Source organism: Flavobacterium frigidum, assembly GCF_048286795.2.
The window spans coordinates 121,678-136,797 of the sequence record NZ_JBLVPT020000008.1 but is presented as its reverse complement, the minus strand read 5'-3'; the positions used below and the strand labels follow the sequence as shown (position 1 = coordinate 136,797).

Genomic DNA, 15,120 nt, shown 5'->3' with positions numbered 1-15,120 from the left:
CAAATTAAAATGAGGACATATAAAACAAAAAACACTTGCAAAAACGTTTTTGCAAGTGTTTAATTAAATATTTTTATCTAATAATCTGTATCGGTTATTCAGGACAAGACATTGTTTTATTTAGAAGTTTTTTCAGTCATTAGCCTATTTGTTTTTTTATGAATTAGAATTAGCTAGATATAGTCAATTGAATTAATCTTTTTATTGTGTGGAGACTTTATTTGTTTCTATTGGTATTTTTTAGTTTATTTCTGTCGGTTTTGTTTTTTAATCCAAAAGCAGATTTTTTTTAAAACTTAAAAAGTATTTAAATATTTGTTTGTAGACTAATTATAACGTTTTCGTTAATAACATTCATTATTTTCATAATGTGATTCCAAAAGTTAGAATATATTTGTATTTGTAAAATATTTTAAAATCTAGTATATGAGTATTATAATCAAAATTCACGCAAGACAAATTTTTGATTCAAGAGGAAATCCTACTATTGAAGTAGATGTAATTACAGACAACGGAGTTTTAGGAAGAGCTGCAGTGCCTTCGGGCGCATCAACTGGCGAGCATGAAGCTGTAGAGCTTCGTGATGGTGGAAAAGCATATCTCGGAAAAGGAGTTTTGAATGCGGTGAAGAATGTAAATACGATTATCGCTGAGGAACTCGTAGGTGTTTCTGTTTTTGAGCAAAATCAAATAGATCAGATGATGATTGATTTAGATGGTACTCCAAACAAATCCAATCTTGGAGCCAATGCTATTTTAGGTGTTTCTTTGGCTGTAGCCAAAGCTGCCGCAAATGAATTAGGATTGCCTTTGTATCGCTACGTGGGTGGTGTTTCTGCAAATACTTTGCCAGTGCCTATGATGAACATTATCAACGGTGGCTCTCATTCTGATGCGCCAATTGCTTTTCAAGAATTTATGATTTTTCCAGTAAAAGCGACTTCATTTTCTCACGCGATGCAAATGGGTACTGAAATTTTTCATAGCTTGAAAAAAGTTTTGCATGATAGAGGACTTTCAACGGCTGTTGGTGATGAGGGTGGTTTTGCTCCAAACTTAGCTGGAGGAACAGAAGACGCTTTAGACACGATTAAAAAAGCTGTAGAAGCTACAGGATATACTTTTGGGGATGAAATTATGATTGCCTTAGATTGTGCAGCTGCAGAGTTTTACTCAAATGGCAAATATGATTATTCTAAATTTGAAGGAGAAACGGGCAAAGTGAGATCTTCTGCAGAGCAAGTAGATTATTTAGCCGAATTGGCCGCTAAATATCCAATTATTTCTATCGAAGACGGAATGGATGAGAATGATTGGGATGGGTGGAAATTGCTTACGGAAAGAATAGGTGATAAAGTACAATTAGTTGGAGATGATTTGTTTGTTACAAATGTAGAACGCTTGTCAACAGGAATCGATAAAGGAATCGCAAATTCCATACTTATTAAAGTGAATCAAATTGGAACTTTAACAGAAACAATAGCTGCGGTAAACATGGCTAAAAATGCTGGTTATACCTCTGTTATGTCTCATCGTTCTGGTGAAACGGAGGATAATACAATTGCTGATTTAGCGGTTGCACTAAACTGTGGTCAAATAAAAACAGGTTCAGCATCTCGTTCAGATCGTATGGCAAAATACAATCAATTGCTTAGAATTGAGGAAGAATTAGGTAATTCTGCTTATTTTCCTGGTAAGAATGCATTTAAGATAAAATAATTTTAATTATTTCTTGATGAAAGCCATTCACTTCTCGTGAGTGGCTTTTTTTTGTAATATTTAACAGTTTCATCGTTGTATTCTCTTTTTAATTATTGTTTAATTCCTTAGATTTGGGAAATTATTATTTTAAAAGTTTATTTCCAATTATATTATGTCAAAAATAGCAACATTAGAAATTGATGGTCAAAAATTTGAACTTCCTGTTATCGTAGGGAGTGAAAATGAAGTTGCCGTTGATATTAACAAATTACGTGATTTGTCTGGAGTAATCACTCTTGATCCTGGATACAAAAATTCAGGTGCCTGTACTAGCGAAATTACTTTTCTTGACGGTGAACTAGGAATTCTTCGTTACAGAGGATATTCAATAGAAGATTTGGCAGCAAAAGGACATTTTCTAGAAGTATCTTATTTAGTTATTTTTGGTGAGTTGCCAACTGCAGCGGAATTAGAAAATTTTGAAACCAACATCAGAAAATATACTCTAGTCAATGAGGAAATGAAAAGCATCATTGATGGTTTTCCTAAAACAGCACATCCGATGGGTGTTTTGTCTGCATTGACAAGCGCATTAACGGCTTTTAATCCAAAGTCAGTAAATGTAGAGAATGAAAAGGAAATGTATGAGGCAGTTTGTAAAACCATGGGTAAATTCTTGGTTATTGCAACTTGGACCTATAGAAAAAGTATGGGTTATCCTTTGAATTATTATGACAATACCAAAGGATATGTAGAAAACTTTATGCGATTAATGTTTGAATTGCCTACTGGACCCTACACGCCAAATCCTGTGGTTATAGATGCTTTAGATAAATTATTTATTCTTCACGCAGATCATGAACAAAACTGTTCTACCTCTACAGTAAGAATGGTAGGATCCTCACATGCAGGATTATTTGCTTCTATCTCAGCAGGAGTTTCAGCACTTTGGGGACCTTTGCACGGTGGAGCGAACCAAGCAGTACTGGAAATGTTAGAAGAGATTCATAGAACTGGTGGTGATGCAGATAAATATTTGGCCAAAGCCAAAGACAAAAATGATCCATTCCGTTTGATGGGATTCGGTCACAGAGTTTACAAAAATTTCGATCCAAGAGCGAAAATTATCAAAAAAGCAGCTGATGAAGTGTTGTCTACTTTAGGGGTTGATGATCCAATTCTTGCTATTGCAAAAAAATTAGAAGAATCTGCACTTGTTGATGAGTATTTTGTTTCAAGAAAATTATATCCTAACGTAGATTTCTATTCTGGAATTATTTACAGAGCTTTAGGAATTCCTACTGATATGTTTACAGTTATGTTTGCTATTGGGCGTTTACCTGGTTGGATTGCACAATGGAAAGAAATGAGAGAAAACAAAGAACCAATAGGAAGACCAAGACAGATTTATACTGGTCATCCTTTGAGGGATTTTAAAACATCCGACAAAAGATAAATTCACTTTAAAAAGCTTCACTATTTTGTGAAGCTTTTTTTATATTTGTCAAAAGCTATTATACATGTTAGAGTTAAACGTACATAATGAAACATCGCGGCTTCGAGCTGTAGTGCTAGGTTTAGCAAATAATAATGGGCCGACACCGACTGTTGACGAAGCATATGATCCAAAATCATTAGAGCATATTATAGCAGGTACATATCCAACGGAGAAAGATATGATCGATGAAATGGAAGCTTTTAGTGCTGTTTTAAAAAAATATAACGTACAGGTGTATCGACCTGATATGATTGAAAATTATAACCAAATCTTTAGCAGAGACATCGGTTTTGTAATTGATGATATTTTTATAATGTCTAATATTTTGCCCGATCGTGAACGTGAACTCGATGCTATTCAATATCTAATAGAAACAATTAATTCAAAAAAAGTGGTTCGTCCATCAGAGGAGGTTCATATAGAAGGTGGTGATGTGATGTTGTGGAATAATTATATTTTCGTGGGAACTTATAAAGGAAGCGACTATAAAGAATACATTACTGCACGAACCAATTTACAAGGTGTGCAGTACCTCAAGGATTTATTTCCAAATAAAATTGTTAAAGAATTTGACCTCGTAAAGTCAAAAATTGAAGCTAGAGACAACGCCTTGCATTTAGATTGTTGTTTTCAACCTGTAGGAAATGATAAAGGGATTATTTATAAAAATGGTTTTCGGGACGAGGCTGATTATTTATTTCTAGTTGGGCTTTTTGGAAAAGAAAACCTATTTCACCTAACTAGAGATGAAATGTACCATATGAATTCTAATATTTTCTCCATTGATACCCATGTTGTGGTTTCTGAACGAAATTTTACGCGACTCAATAATTGGTTGCGTGACAATGGTTTTGTGGTGGAAGAAATTCCATATGCCGAAATTGCGAAACAAGAAGGATTGCTGCGATGCACTACTTTGCCTTTAATTAGAGAATAATTTTGTAGAGACGCTGTAGAGACGCACTGCAGTTCTTTTCTATAGCGTCTCTACAATAATAAAAAAATAAAATATCATGAAACAAACTACCAATTCTATTTTGATGATTCGCCCAGTTGCGTTTAGAATGAATGAGCAAACTACAGTCAATAATTATTATCAAAAAGTACTAGATGGACTTTTACCAGCAACAGTAAATGCTAAAGCACAACAAGAATTTGATGCTTTTGTAGAAAAATTGACTGCTGTTGGGGTTGATGTCACGGTTGTTGATGACAGCCTTGATATAGATACTCCCGACAGTATTTTTCCGAACAATTGGATTTCATTTCATGAAAATGGCGATGTAGCCTTATACCCAATGTTTGCTGAGAATCGCCGAGCAGAACGTCGTGAAGATATATTAGATCTGCTTGAAGACAAAGGTTTTGTGATAAATAATATCGTTGATTATACAAGTGCTGAGGAAGATGGTTTTTTCTTAGAAGGAACAGGAAGTTTGCTCTTAGACCGAACCAATTCAAAAGCATATTGCGCTCTTTCACCGCGAGCAGACGAAGAATTATTTATTGAATTCTGTGAAGATTTTGATTATGCACCCGTTATTTTTGAAGCGTTTCAAACTGTAGATTCAGAACGAAAATTGATTTATCATACCAACGTCATGATGTGTCTGGGAGAAACTTTTGCCGTAATTTGTTCGGATTGTATCGATGATAAGAAAGAACGCAAAATGGTGCTGGATAACCTAAAAGAAAACGGGAAGGAAGTCATTTTGATTACCGAGTCTCAAATGAATAATTTTGCTGGGAACATGTTGGAACTTCGTGGAGCAAATGACAAACGCTATTTGGTTATGAGTGCTGCGGCACATCAAGTATTAACTCCCAAGCAGATCGAACAGCTTGAAAAACATGCTGAAATTTTAAGTTCTAGTTTAGATATCATTGAAGCCTGTGGCGGAGGAAGTGCCCGATGCATGATGGCTGAAATTTTCTTGCCAAGAAAATAATAAAAAAAGGCGGATAAGAATTAAATTCTTATCCGCCTTTTTTTATTTCTATATCGAGAGATTCCCTTTTATAATATTGATAATTGCACTCACAATATATTGTATTCCTATCGCAATTACAATGAATCCTACAATTCTTGAAATCGCTATAATCCCAGACGCTCCCAGTATTTTAGCGAGATAATGAGCACTTTTTAGAATGATAAAAATGGCAACTGCAATGGCAAGAATCGCAATTGAGGAAATAATAATTTCCATTGTCGTGTTGTGTTCTTGATAAAATGCGATTAGTAATGAGATTGATCCAGGTCCAGCTAGCATGGGTATTGCCAGCGGGGTCAAGGCAATATCATTTCGTTGTTGTGCATCTGTTTCGGCTTTTTTATTGATACCTCGTTTCTTAGTAAATTTCCCTGAAAGTAGTGAAAAACCCGAGCTTACAATAATAATTCCGCCCGCAATACGCAATGCATCAATGCTGATTCCGAAAAAAAGCAAGACGTATTGTCCGATAAAAAAGGACACAATTAGAATTATAAATACATTTATAGCTGTCCATAATGAAATTCTAGAACGCTCTTTTTTGGTGTCATTTTGCGTTAGGCCCACAAAAATAGGCACAGTCCCTATTGGGTTTAAAACAGAGAAAAGAGCGACGAACAGATAAATAAATAGGTCCATATTTGTTATATTAGATTGTAAAAATACTCTTTTTTTGTTTTTTAATGTTAGGCTAATGTTTTTATTACAGCAGCAACTAAACCTTAAAATTACCAATCGAATAAACCTTTTTGATTACTTTTGTCAAATATATTACTTAAAAATGACAAAGAATAAAAAAACACTAGTACTTGGAGCGACAACGAAACCGGAACGCTACGCCTTTAAAGCGGTAAGCATGTTGGTCGATAAAGGACATTCAGTGCTTGCATTGGGACAAAATGCGGGCGAAGTAGCAGGTGTCAAAATCCAGACGAAAGCCATTCCATTAAAAAATATCGATACGGTTACCCTATATTTAAACCCAACACGCCAGCGCGATTATTACAATTATATCGTAGAGGCCAAACCCAAACGTGTAATCTTCAATCCAGGGACTGAAAATCCAGAATTCTATCAATTGCTTAAATTGAATGACATAAAAGTAGAGGTCGCGTGTACATTAGTTTTGTTAACGACCAATCAGTATTAGATTTTTTCGAAGCTATTTCCTGCTATCCATTTCAATCTTTTGATAAAACAGTATTTTTCTATATAAATAAAGGGAGCTTCCGTTGGTCGCTCTTTTTTTATGAGAAAAAACAACTGTTTTATTCAAAAGGATTTCCATTTTTATCAGGGCTAGGGCTCAAGTATGCAACATAATTCGTAGAGAAACAATTCTTTCAGCGCGCTGTTTTGTGAAGTTCGACAGTGAAAATTTCTAAATAAATGTAACAACTTAAAAGTAAGCCTAGATTACAATTGCCAATAGGAATTTTTTAATTACTACCAAATTTCATCGATGAACTCATAATTAAAATCGAGTTACAATTGTGGCTTTTTTACTAATCAGCAGAAGCCCTAGAAATGTGATCAGTCCGTTTATAAGAATCAATTCATTATCGAATACATAACCCCATAATAACGTTTTTGAATTCTCGCTGATCAAGTACGTAATGGCTGGTGATGCTAAACAAACTATAGGGACAAATTTATCTTTCACTGTTTTTGATTGTACTAATAATCCAAAGCAATACAATCCTAAAAGCGGTCCATAGGTATACGAGGCAACTCGAAAAATCATGCCTACCACAGAACTATCGTTGATCGCATTAAATAAAATAATGACCAAAAACATGAGTAACGAAAAAGTGATGTGAACAACATGTCTCGTACGCACCACATTAGGTTTGCTTCGATTTCCTTCTTTGTCCATTCCTAAAAAATCAATACAAAACGAGGTTGTAAGTGCCGTTAAGGCAGAGTCTGTAGTAGCAAAGGTCGCTGCGGTTAAACCCAATAAGAAAATTATAGATGGAATTAGTGCCAAATGGTTAAAAGCTATTTCAGGAAAAAGTAAATCAGTTCTTGGTTTTCCTGTGACTAAATCTGTTGGTACTTCAATTCCGTTTTTAGCAGCGTAAATATAAAGTAAAGCCCCTACGCTAAGAAAGAATATATTAATCACGACAAAAATCCCCGTAAAAGTGAACATGTTTTTTTGGGCTTCGCCAATTGTGGCACAACTTAAATTTTTCTGCATTAAATCCTGATCCAAACCTACCATGGCGATGGTAACGAATATTCCACCCACGATCTGTTTTACAAAATGGAATTTACTGCTGATGAAATCTTCAAAAAAGAAGACTTTAGAGTAGTTGCTGTTTTTCACGGCTTCAAAAGCTTCAATAGCAGAGAAATCTAAACTGTTGCAAATAAATACAATCGTCAAGAAAACCGAAGTAACTAGAAAAAATGTTTGTAAAGTATCGGTGATAATGATCGTTTTTAATCCGCCACGATAGGTATAGGCAAATATCAATGCCAAGGAAATGAGCACCGTCATGGCAAAAGGAATACTATAGAAATCAAAAACATAACGCTGCAAAACAATCACCACTAAATACAGTCGGAAAGCCGATCCTATGGTTCTGCTAATTAAGAAAATAGTGGCGGCAGTTTTATAGGAATACATACCTAGCCGTTGCTCGATATATCCGTAAATCGAAGTCAAATTCATACGGTAATACAAGGGTAGTAGTACTTTTGCAATGATAATAAAGCCAATGGCATTGCCTAAAACAAATTGAAAATATTTAAATTGTTCTCCATTTGGAGCACCAACTTCCCCCGGAACAGAGATAAAAGTCACTCCCGAAAGTGCTGTTCCAATCATCCCAAAAGCGACTAAGTACCATTTAGAGTTCTTATTGGCTTTAAAAAACGCTTCATTTCCGTTATCTTTTTTGCTTACGGTGTAGGAGATGAAGAATAAAATTCCAAAATAAACGATTATGAGAGTTAAAATGGTGCTAGGAGTCATTGCAGTTTTTATTTGAAGCCAAAATACGATTTTTTGGTTAATTCGTTTATTGGTTATTTCGTTTGTTTAAAATAGTATCAATTTACAGCTTCTATTAAACAAATAACCAATGGAACAAATCAACTAATTAACTACTTTTGTCGTTATGGAATTCTCTTCAAAACTCATAGAAAAAGCAGTCAATGAAATGTCTCAGTTGCCAGGAATTGGTAAGAGAACAGCACTGCGATTGGTATTGCATTTATTAAAACAACCCAAGGAACAAACCGGTTTTTTATCGCAAGCCTTAGTTGCGATGCGGGAAGATATTAAGTATTGCAACAGCTGTCATAACATCTCAGATAGTGAGCGGTGTGAGATTTGTGCTAATCAAAGCAGGAACCACCAAATTATCTGTATTGTAGAAGATATTCGGGATGTGATGGCCATCGAAAACACCGGACAGTTTAGAGGGATTTATCATGTTTTAGGTGGCAAAATATCTCCAATTGACGGAGTGGGTCCTAGTCAGTTGAACATCACTACGCTTGTTGAAAAAGTAAAATCAGGTAGTGTGATTGAAGTGATTTTTGCTCTGAGCTCCACGATGGAGGGTGATACCACAAATTTTTATATTTACAAACAAATTGGGGATAGTGACATAATCATGTCTACAATAGCTAGAGGAATTTCAGTGGGAGACGAACTGGAATATGCTGATGAAGTTACCTTAGGGAGAAGTATTTTGCAAAGAGTACCTTTCGAAAAATCGTTCAAAAATAATTAATCCAGATAATGAGCAGCGAAGCTTTTTAAATACTAAATGAAAAGCTATATTTGTTTTTAAAATAGTAAAAAATGAGCAAATCCGTACTCTATTTGTTGTTAGTTAGTCTGTTGTTTACTTCTTGTATTCCAACTCAGGATTTAATTTACCTTCAAAATAAGAACAATTCCGAGGTTGCGAATACCATTTCGGCTGTAGAGTCAAAGCCCTACAGATTGCAAACCAATGACATTATAAGCATCACTATCAAAGCTATAGATCCTAAATTAGTAGCGATGTTTAATCCTAGTAACGAGGCAAATATACAGGGTAAATCAGAATCAGGACTTTATTTTGATGGTTTTACGGTTGATGATCATGGTGCCATTAGAATTCCTATATTGGGAGAGCTAAATGTTATTGGTTACACCTTAGAAGAGATTCGAGTACGAATTGAAAAGCAACTCCTAGCGGAATATTTTAACAAAGAGGCTAATATTTTTGTTACCGTTAAATTGGGTGGTCTTAGATTTACCATCAACGGAGAAATAGGAAGTCCGGGTACTAAAACGCTATTTCAAGAGCAAGTCACTATCATGGAAGCTATTGCAAATGCTGGCGACATCACGATTACTGGTGATCGAAAAGCCGTAACCGTGATGCGAAAAACACCTACCGGAGTTGTTATGCAAGATATAGACCTTACAGATATCAATGCAATGAAATCCCCTTTTTATTATTTGCAGCCCAATGATTATATTTACATAAAACCACTCAAGCAAAAATCTTGGGGGACTGGAAAGACCGGAATAGAATCTCTAGGAACTATTATTACCGTGTTGTCTTTGGCAACAACTACTTTTTTGCTTTTAAAAAATTAAAACAGCGCCTTAAATATGTTAGATTTAAAAGATTTTTCGATTTTTGAAAACCAAGTCAGTTTTGACTTTAAGGGGTTTTTAATAAAAATCGGGAGTTATTGGAAGTGGTTTTTGATAAGTCTACTTATTACTTTTGCCATTGCGTATCAGGTGAATGTTCGTAAAGAAAAAATATACGGCATGGATACGCTTATTTCTGTTAAAGAAGAGAGCAATCCTTTGTTTACATCCAATACCAGTTTGGTCTTTAATTGGGGTGGGACTTCAGATCAAGTTCAGACCATTACCACTACTTTGCAGTCCAGATCTCATAATGAACTGGTGGTTGATAAATTGCAATTCTACATTAATTATCTGGTACAAGGAGAATACAATTTAATAGATGGATATGGATCGGTTCCCTTTCATGTAACCATAGATAAATTAAAAGGACAAGTGTCAGGCACTTTAATTGGGATTAAATTTATTACTGAAAACACGTATGAAATTACCATTCCATTTCAGAGTCAGAGTGCTTCTTTAATTACGTATGCTGATCATTCATACAGTACTACAGCAGTAGCGGCAGAAGATTTTGTTCAACGATATAAAGTAGGCGAAAAAGTGTCGTTGCCTTTTTTGAATTGGACGTTAGAAATAAATGAAAATCCTGGTTTTTATAAAGGAAATGAATATTTCGTCGAGTTTAATGATTTTGACGCAACCGTTGGAGCCTATAGAGGGATCAATGTAAAATCAGATGACAAAGGCAGTTCGATAATCACTTTAGCAATGCAAGGCCCAAATAAAGCCAGAATGGTCGAATATTTGAATGCCACCGTCAAGATGCTTATAAAAAGGCAGTTGGATGGAAAGAACCAATTTGCTACCAATACGATAGCTTTTATTGATAGCACGTTAGTAGCCATGGAGTCGCAGCTTAAGGAAACGGGAAACGAATTAAAATCCTTTAGAAAAGGTAAAAATATATACGACATAGAGGAAGGTGGTTCTAAATTTTCTGAAAAGATTTTGGGCTTTGATGTGCAGAAAGATGAGATAAATCGTAAAATAGCCTATTACAATTCGTTGAAAGCATACTTAAAAAGTAGCGTAAACTATGCTAAACTTCCTGCGCCAACTGTGGCAGGGATTGACGATCCCAATATTGTTGTGAATGTGTCTAAGTTAATCGCTTTATCTACGCAACGTTCTGAAATGGCTTACGCTGTAAAAAGCGACAAAATATTCAAGGATTTTGATAATCAAATGGAGGCCATTAAAAATGTTTTGTTAGAAAATATTGCTTCGGCCAAATCGGCTTTACAATATGATTTAGCTATGATAAGCAGTAAAATAAATGAAACTGAAAGCACGATAAAACAACTTCCCGAGGATCAGCAAGAACTTATTAAAATCAAACGAAAATATGATTTAAGTGATAATATTTACAGTACGTTTCTTCAAAAAAGAAGCGAAGCAGATATTGTAAAAGCGGCCAACTTATCGGATGTACATTTTATAGATCCTGCAAAGGATGTAGGAGGCGGACTTATCGGGCCTAAAACTTCTGTTAATTATATCTTGGCTTTATTTCTGGGAATACTGATCCCATTACTTTTTGTATTTACTATTTTCTTTATCAATAACGCTGTTCAAAATGCAGAGGATGTCAGTAAAATGACAAAGCTTCCCTTGATAGGAATTGTTGGTTTAAATAAGGAAAGCTCCGACTTAGCTGTTTTTGACAGACCAAAATCGGCGTTATCAGAATCTTTTAGAGCCATTCGATCTTCGCTACAATTTTTATACAAGCAACAAAATTTAGACGGTGCAAAAACGCTAATGATCACCTCTTCAGTAAGTGGTGAGGGAAAAACATTTTGCGCTATAAACATCGCTACCGTTTTTGCCTTGAGCGAGAAAAAGACGGTTGTATTAGGATTAGATCTAAGAAAACCAAAGCTATTTGCCGAATTTAATTTGTCTAACGAAGTGGGGATAGTCAATTATTTAATCAAACAAAAAACGATCGAGGAAATAACAAACCATACGCACATACCGTTTCTGGACGTTATATTGTCGGGGCCAATTCCACCAAATCCCTCAGAGATGATCCTGAGCGAAGGTATGGGCGAATTGATAGAAGAGCTGAAGAAAAAATACGATTATATTATTCTAGACACACCACCGGTAGGTTTGGTGTCTGACGCTTTAGAGTTGGTTCAATATTGTGATGTAACCTTATATATCATAAGGCAGAATTTTACTAAAAAAGACATGATAACTTTATTAAACAATAGAGTAAAAAGAGGTGAATTGCAAAATGCCAGTATTATTTTGAATGGTTTAGAAAACAAAGCAAAATATGGTACAGGATACGGCTATGGGTACGGCTATGGAAACTATGCAAATGGATATTATGAAGAAGAGAGAACCAAAAAGTGGTATCAAAAAATTGGAGAGAAAATCCTAAAGAAACAAATAAAGTAATTTTTTTATAACAAAAGTACATGCAAGAAGCAACCAAAAGTACGGTTTTGATAACAGGAGGCGCAGGATTTATAGGTTCTAATCTGTGCGAGTATTTTTTGTCCCAAAGCTATAAAGTGATTTGTTTTGATAATTTTGCAACAGGTCACAGGCATAATTTAAAAGACTTTATCAATCATCCTAATTTCAATTTGATTGAAGGAGATATACGCAATGCTAGCGAATGCAATAAAGCAGTGCAGGGAGTAGATTATGTCTTGCACCAAGCCGCCTTAGGTTCTGTACCCAGATCGATTAATGATCCGGTTACCACCAATGATGTTAATATTGCTGGTTTTTTGAATATGTTAGTAGCCTCTAGGGATGCCAAAGTAAAACGGTTTGTGTACGCGGCAAGTTCGTCGACTTACGGTGACTCTGAAGCGTTACCAAAGGTGGAAGACGTGATTGGAAAGCCCCTTTCGCCTTATGCCATTACGAAATATGTGAATGAATTGTATGCGGATATATTTAGTAGAACCTATGGTTTAGAAACGATTGGGTTGCGTTATTTTAATGTTTTTGGTCGAAAACAAGATCCAAATGGTGCCTATGCTGCGGTTATTCCTAAATTTGTAATGCAGTTGATGCAGTTAGAAAGTCCAAAAATAAATGGTGATGGAAATTATTCCCGTGATTTTACCTATATCGATAATGTGATCCAGATGAATGCTTTGGCCATGCTAACCCAAAATCCACAAGCCATTAATACGGTTTACAATACTGCGTATGGAGATCGGAATACATTGAACAATCTAGTAGGGTATTTGAAAGAGTATCTTGCGGCATACGATGAAAGAATTGGAAGTGTTCCGATTGTTTATGGACCCAATAGAGCGGGCGATATTCCACACTCTTTGGCAAGTATAGATAAAGCAAAAATGCTGTTGGACTATGATCCAAAATATTCGATGCAGGAAGGATTAAAGGAAGCGGTAGAGTGGTATTGGAATAATTTGAAGTGAGGAGTGAGAAGTGAGAAGTGAATAGTGAGGAGTGGATAGTGGGGAATGAATAGTGAGAAGTGAGGAGTGTGATTAATGGGTAGTAAATGAAAATTAGAATAGTAGTATAAAATAGAAAATTTAGAAATGAAAATTACAAAAATATGTTGCATTGGAGCGGGATATGTTGGCGGTCCAACCATGGCAGTAATAGCGCAAAAATGCCCTAATATACAAGTCACAGTAGTCGATTTAAATGAAGAGCGAATAGCTGCTTGGAATGATGAAGATGTAAATAATATACCTATTTATGAACCGGGTTTGAGTGCAATTGTTTCCGAAGCGAGAGGAAGAAATTTGTTTTTTTCTACCCAAGTGGAAAAAGCAATAGAAGAAGCGCAAGTGATTTTCATTTCAGTGAATACCCCAACCAAAACCTATGGAAAAGGAAAAGGAATGGCAGCTGACTTGAAATATATTGAATTGTGTGCCAGACAAATTGCAAAGGTTGCCAAAGACAACAAAATAGTAGTCGAAAAATCGACGCTTCCTGTGCGTACCGCTGAGGCTATCAAAAGCATTCTAGATAATACGGGCAATGGCGTACAATTCCAAATTTTGTCAAATCCAGAGTTTTTAGCCGAGGGAACTGCTGTGGATGATTTATTACATCCAGACCGAATATTAATTGGAGGAGATTCCTCTGATGACGGACAAAAAGCGATACAAGCGTTGGTTGATGTTTACGCAAATTGGGTTCCTGTTGATAAAATATTAACGACTAATGTTTGGTCTTCAGAATTGTCTAAGCTGACCGCAAATGCCTTCCTAGCACAACGAATTTCATCTATAAATGCAATGTCTGAACTGTGCGAAAAAACAGGAGCAAATGTAAATGAAGTTGCAAAAGCAATAGGAATGGATAGCCGAATTGGATCTAAATTCTTGAAAGCTTCGGTAGGTTTTGGTGGTTCATGTTTTCAAAAAGATATTCTGAATTTAGTCTACATTGCAAAATCATACGGATTGCATCAAGTAGCAGATTATTGGGAACAAGTGATTATTATGAACGATCATCAAAAAAGACGTTTTTCCAACCGCATTGTCCAAACACTATACAATACGGTGTCCGACAAAAAAATAACTTTTTTAGGATGGGCTTTTAAAAAAGATACTAATGATACCAGAGAATCAGCAGCTATTTATATTGCTGATGATTTAATAAATGAACATGCTCAAATTGCAGTTTATGATCCTAAAGTATCCCTTAAAAAGATTCAGGATGATTTAAATTATCTCAATTCTAGAACTAGTACAGACAATGCTAGTAGCGTATTTTCCTTTGAAAACCCCTACGAAGCCTGTCAAAATGCGCATGCCATCGCCGTGCTCACTGAATGGGATGAGTTTGCAACCTATGATTGGCAGAAAATATACGATTCGATGCAAAAACCAGCTTTTATTTTTGATGGGAGAAATTTGTTGAATGGTCCAGAATTACAAGAAATTGGCTTTGTTTATCAGGCTATTGGTTCTTAGATCCTCACCCCAGCCCTCTCCGAAGGAGAGAGAGGTTAAGCGAAAAAAGGAGTTTGTTTATTAAATAGATTTGTACACGTTTGATAGCTAATAAAAGTAGTTTCAGGTAGCGATTCTCGATACATTTTTATAAAAATGCTTTCGCTATTTTATAAAACACTTCTCGAAGTGCTCGGTCAATGTCATTAAGTTAAGTGTTTATTTGTCATTCCGACGAAGGAGGAATCTCTGTTTGTTGCGCACGTTTGTTGCGATTTCTCCTTCGTCGGAATGACACAATCGTAGGGATTATTCCTTAACTTAATGCATTGTGCGTTAGGCATCTAT

Annotated in this window: 12 protein-coding genes; 10 read left to right on the top strand and 2 right to left on the bottom strand. The window is 35.5% G+C overall.

Annotated elements, in window-relative coordinates; translation table 11 throughout:
* Positions 1-426 precede the first annotated feature (426 nt).
* From eno to ctlX, 4 genes are all read left to right on the top strand, one after another.
* Positions 427-1,719, top strand: coding sequence for a phosphopyruvate hydratase (eno, locus tag ACNQGB_RS10190; RefSeq protein WP_417947043.1), 1,293 nt, complete (start codon positions 427-429; stop codon positions 1,717-1,719).
* A gap of 154 nt (positions 1,720-1,873) precedes the next feature.
* Positions 1,874-3,157 carry a citrate synthase gene (locus tag ACNQGB_RS10185; RefSeq protein WP_417947045.1) on the top strand — a complete coding sequence of 428 codons (1,284 nt, stop codon included), beginning with the start codon at positions 1,874-1,876 and terminating at the stop codon, positions 3,155-3,157.
* 64 nt (positions 3,158-3,221) lie between these two features.
* The gene (locus tag ACNQGB_RS10180) at positions 3,222-4,136 is read left to right on the top strand and encodes a dimethylarginine dimethylaminohydrolase family protein (protein ID WP_417947047.1); all 915 of its coding nucleotides are present in this window, start codon (positions 3,222-3,224) and stop codon (positions 4,134-4,136) included.
* Between the two features lie 76 nt (positions 4,137-4,212).
* On the top strand, positions 4,213-5,148 hold the full coding sequence (ctlX, locus tag ACNQGB_RS10175) for a citrulline utilization hydrolase CtlX (protein WP_417947049.1): 936 nt from the start codon (positions 4,213-4,215) through the stop codon (positions 5,146-5,148).
* A gap of 48 nt (positions 5,149-5,196) precedes the next feature.
* Here ctlX and ACNQGB_RS10170 read toward each other — a convergent pair whose 3' ends face one another.
* Entirely contained in the window at positions 5,197-5,829 is a 633-nt protein-coding gene (locus tag ACNQGB_RS10170) for a MarC family NAAT transporter (RefSeq protein ID WP_309759602.1), read from the bottom strand.
* A gap of 142 nt (positions 5,830-5,971) precedes the next feature.
* On the opposite strand from ACNQGB_RS10170, the gene ACNQGB_RS10165 reads away from it, so the two are divergent.
* Positions 5,972-6,340: a CoA-binding protein gene (locus ACNQGB_RS10165; protein ID WP_309759605.1), complete on the top strand. Its 369-nt coding sequence runs from the start codon at positions 5,972-5,974 to the stop codon at positions 6,338-6,340.
* 324 nt (positions 6,341-6,664) lie between these two features.
* On the opposite strand, the gene ACNQGB_RS10160 is transcribed toward ACNQGB_RS10165, so the two are convergent.
* Positions 6,665-8,173, bottom strand: coding sequence for a sodium:solute symporter (locus tag ACNQGB_RS10160; RefSeq protein WP_417947050.1), 1,509 nt, complete (start codon positions 8,171-8,173; stop codon positions 6,665-6,667).
* 145 nt (positions 8,174-8,318) lie between these two features.
* Here ACNQGB_RS10160 and recR point away from each other — a divergent pair, with 145 nt between their 5' ends.
* From recR to ACNQGB_RS10135, 5 genes are all read left to right on the top strand, one after another.
* Positions 8,319-8,939 carry a recombination mediator RecR gene (recR, locus tag ACNQGB_RS10155; RefSeq protein WP_309759607.1) on the top strand — a complete coding sequence of 207 codons (621 nt, stop codon included), beginning with the start codon at positions 8,319-8,321 and terminating at the stop codon, positions 8,937-8,939.
* A 71-nt stretch (positions 8,940-9,010) separates the two neighbouring features.
* A complete protein-coding gene (locus tag ACNQGB_RS10150; RefSeq protein ID WP_417947052.1) occupies positions 9,011-9,799 on the top strand; it encodes a polysaccharide biosynthesis/export family protein in 789 nt (262 codons plus the stop codon).
* Positions 9,800-9,814: 15 nt separating this feature from the next.
* Complete coding sequence (locus tag ACNQGB_RS10145; protein ID WP_472777109.1) at positions 9,815-12,271, top strand: polysaccharide biosynthesis tyrosine autokinase; 2,457 nt, start codon at positions 9,815-9,817, stop codon at positions 12,269-12,271.
* Positions 12,272-12,291: 20 nt separating this feature from the next.
* Positions 12,292-13,275 (top strand): SDR family oxidoreductase, encoded by a 984-nt coding sequence (locus ACNQGB_RS10140; protein ID WP_417946935.1) that lies wholly within the window; start codon positions 12,292-12,294, stop codon positions 13,273-13,275.
* 126 nt (positions 13,276-13,401) lie between these two features.
* Positions 13,402-14,793, top strand: coding sequence for a UDP-glucose 6-dehydrogenase (locus ACNQGB_RS10135; protein WP_417946936.1), 1,392 nt, complete (start codon positions 13,402-13,404; stop codon positions 14,791-14,793).
* Positions 14,794-15,120: the final 327 nt, after the last annotated feature.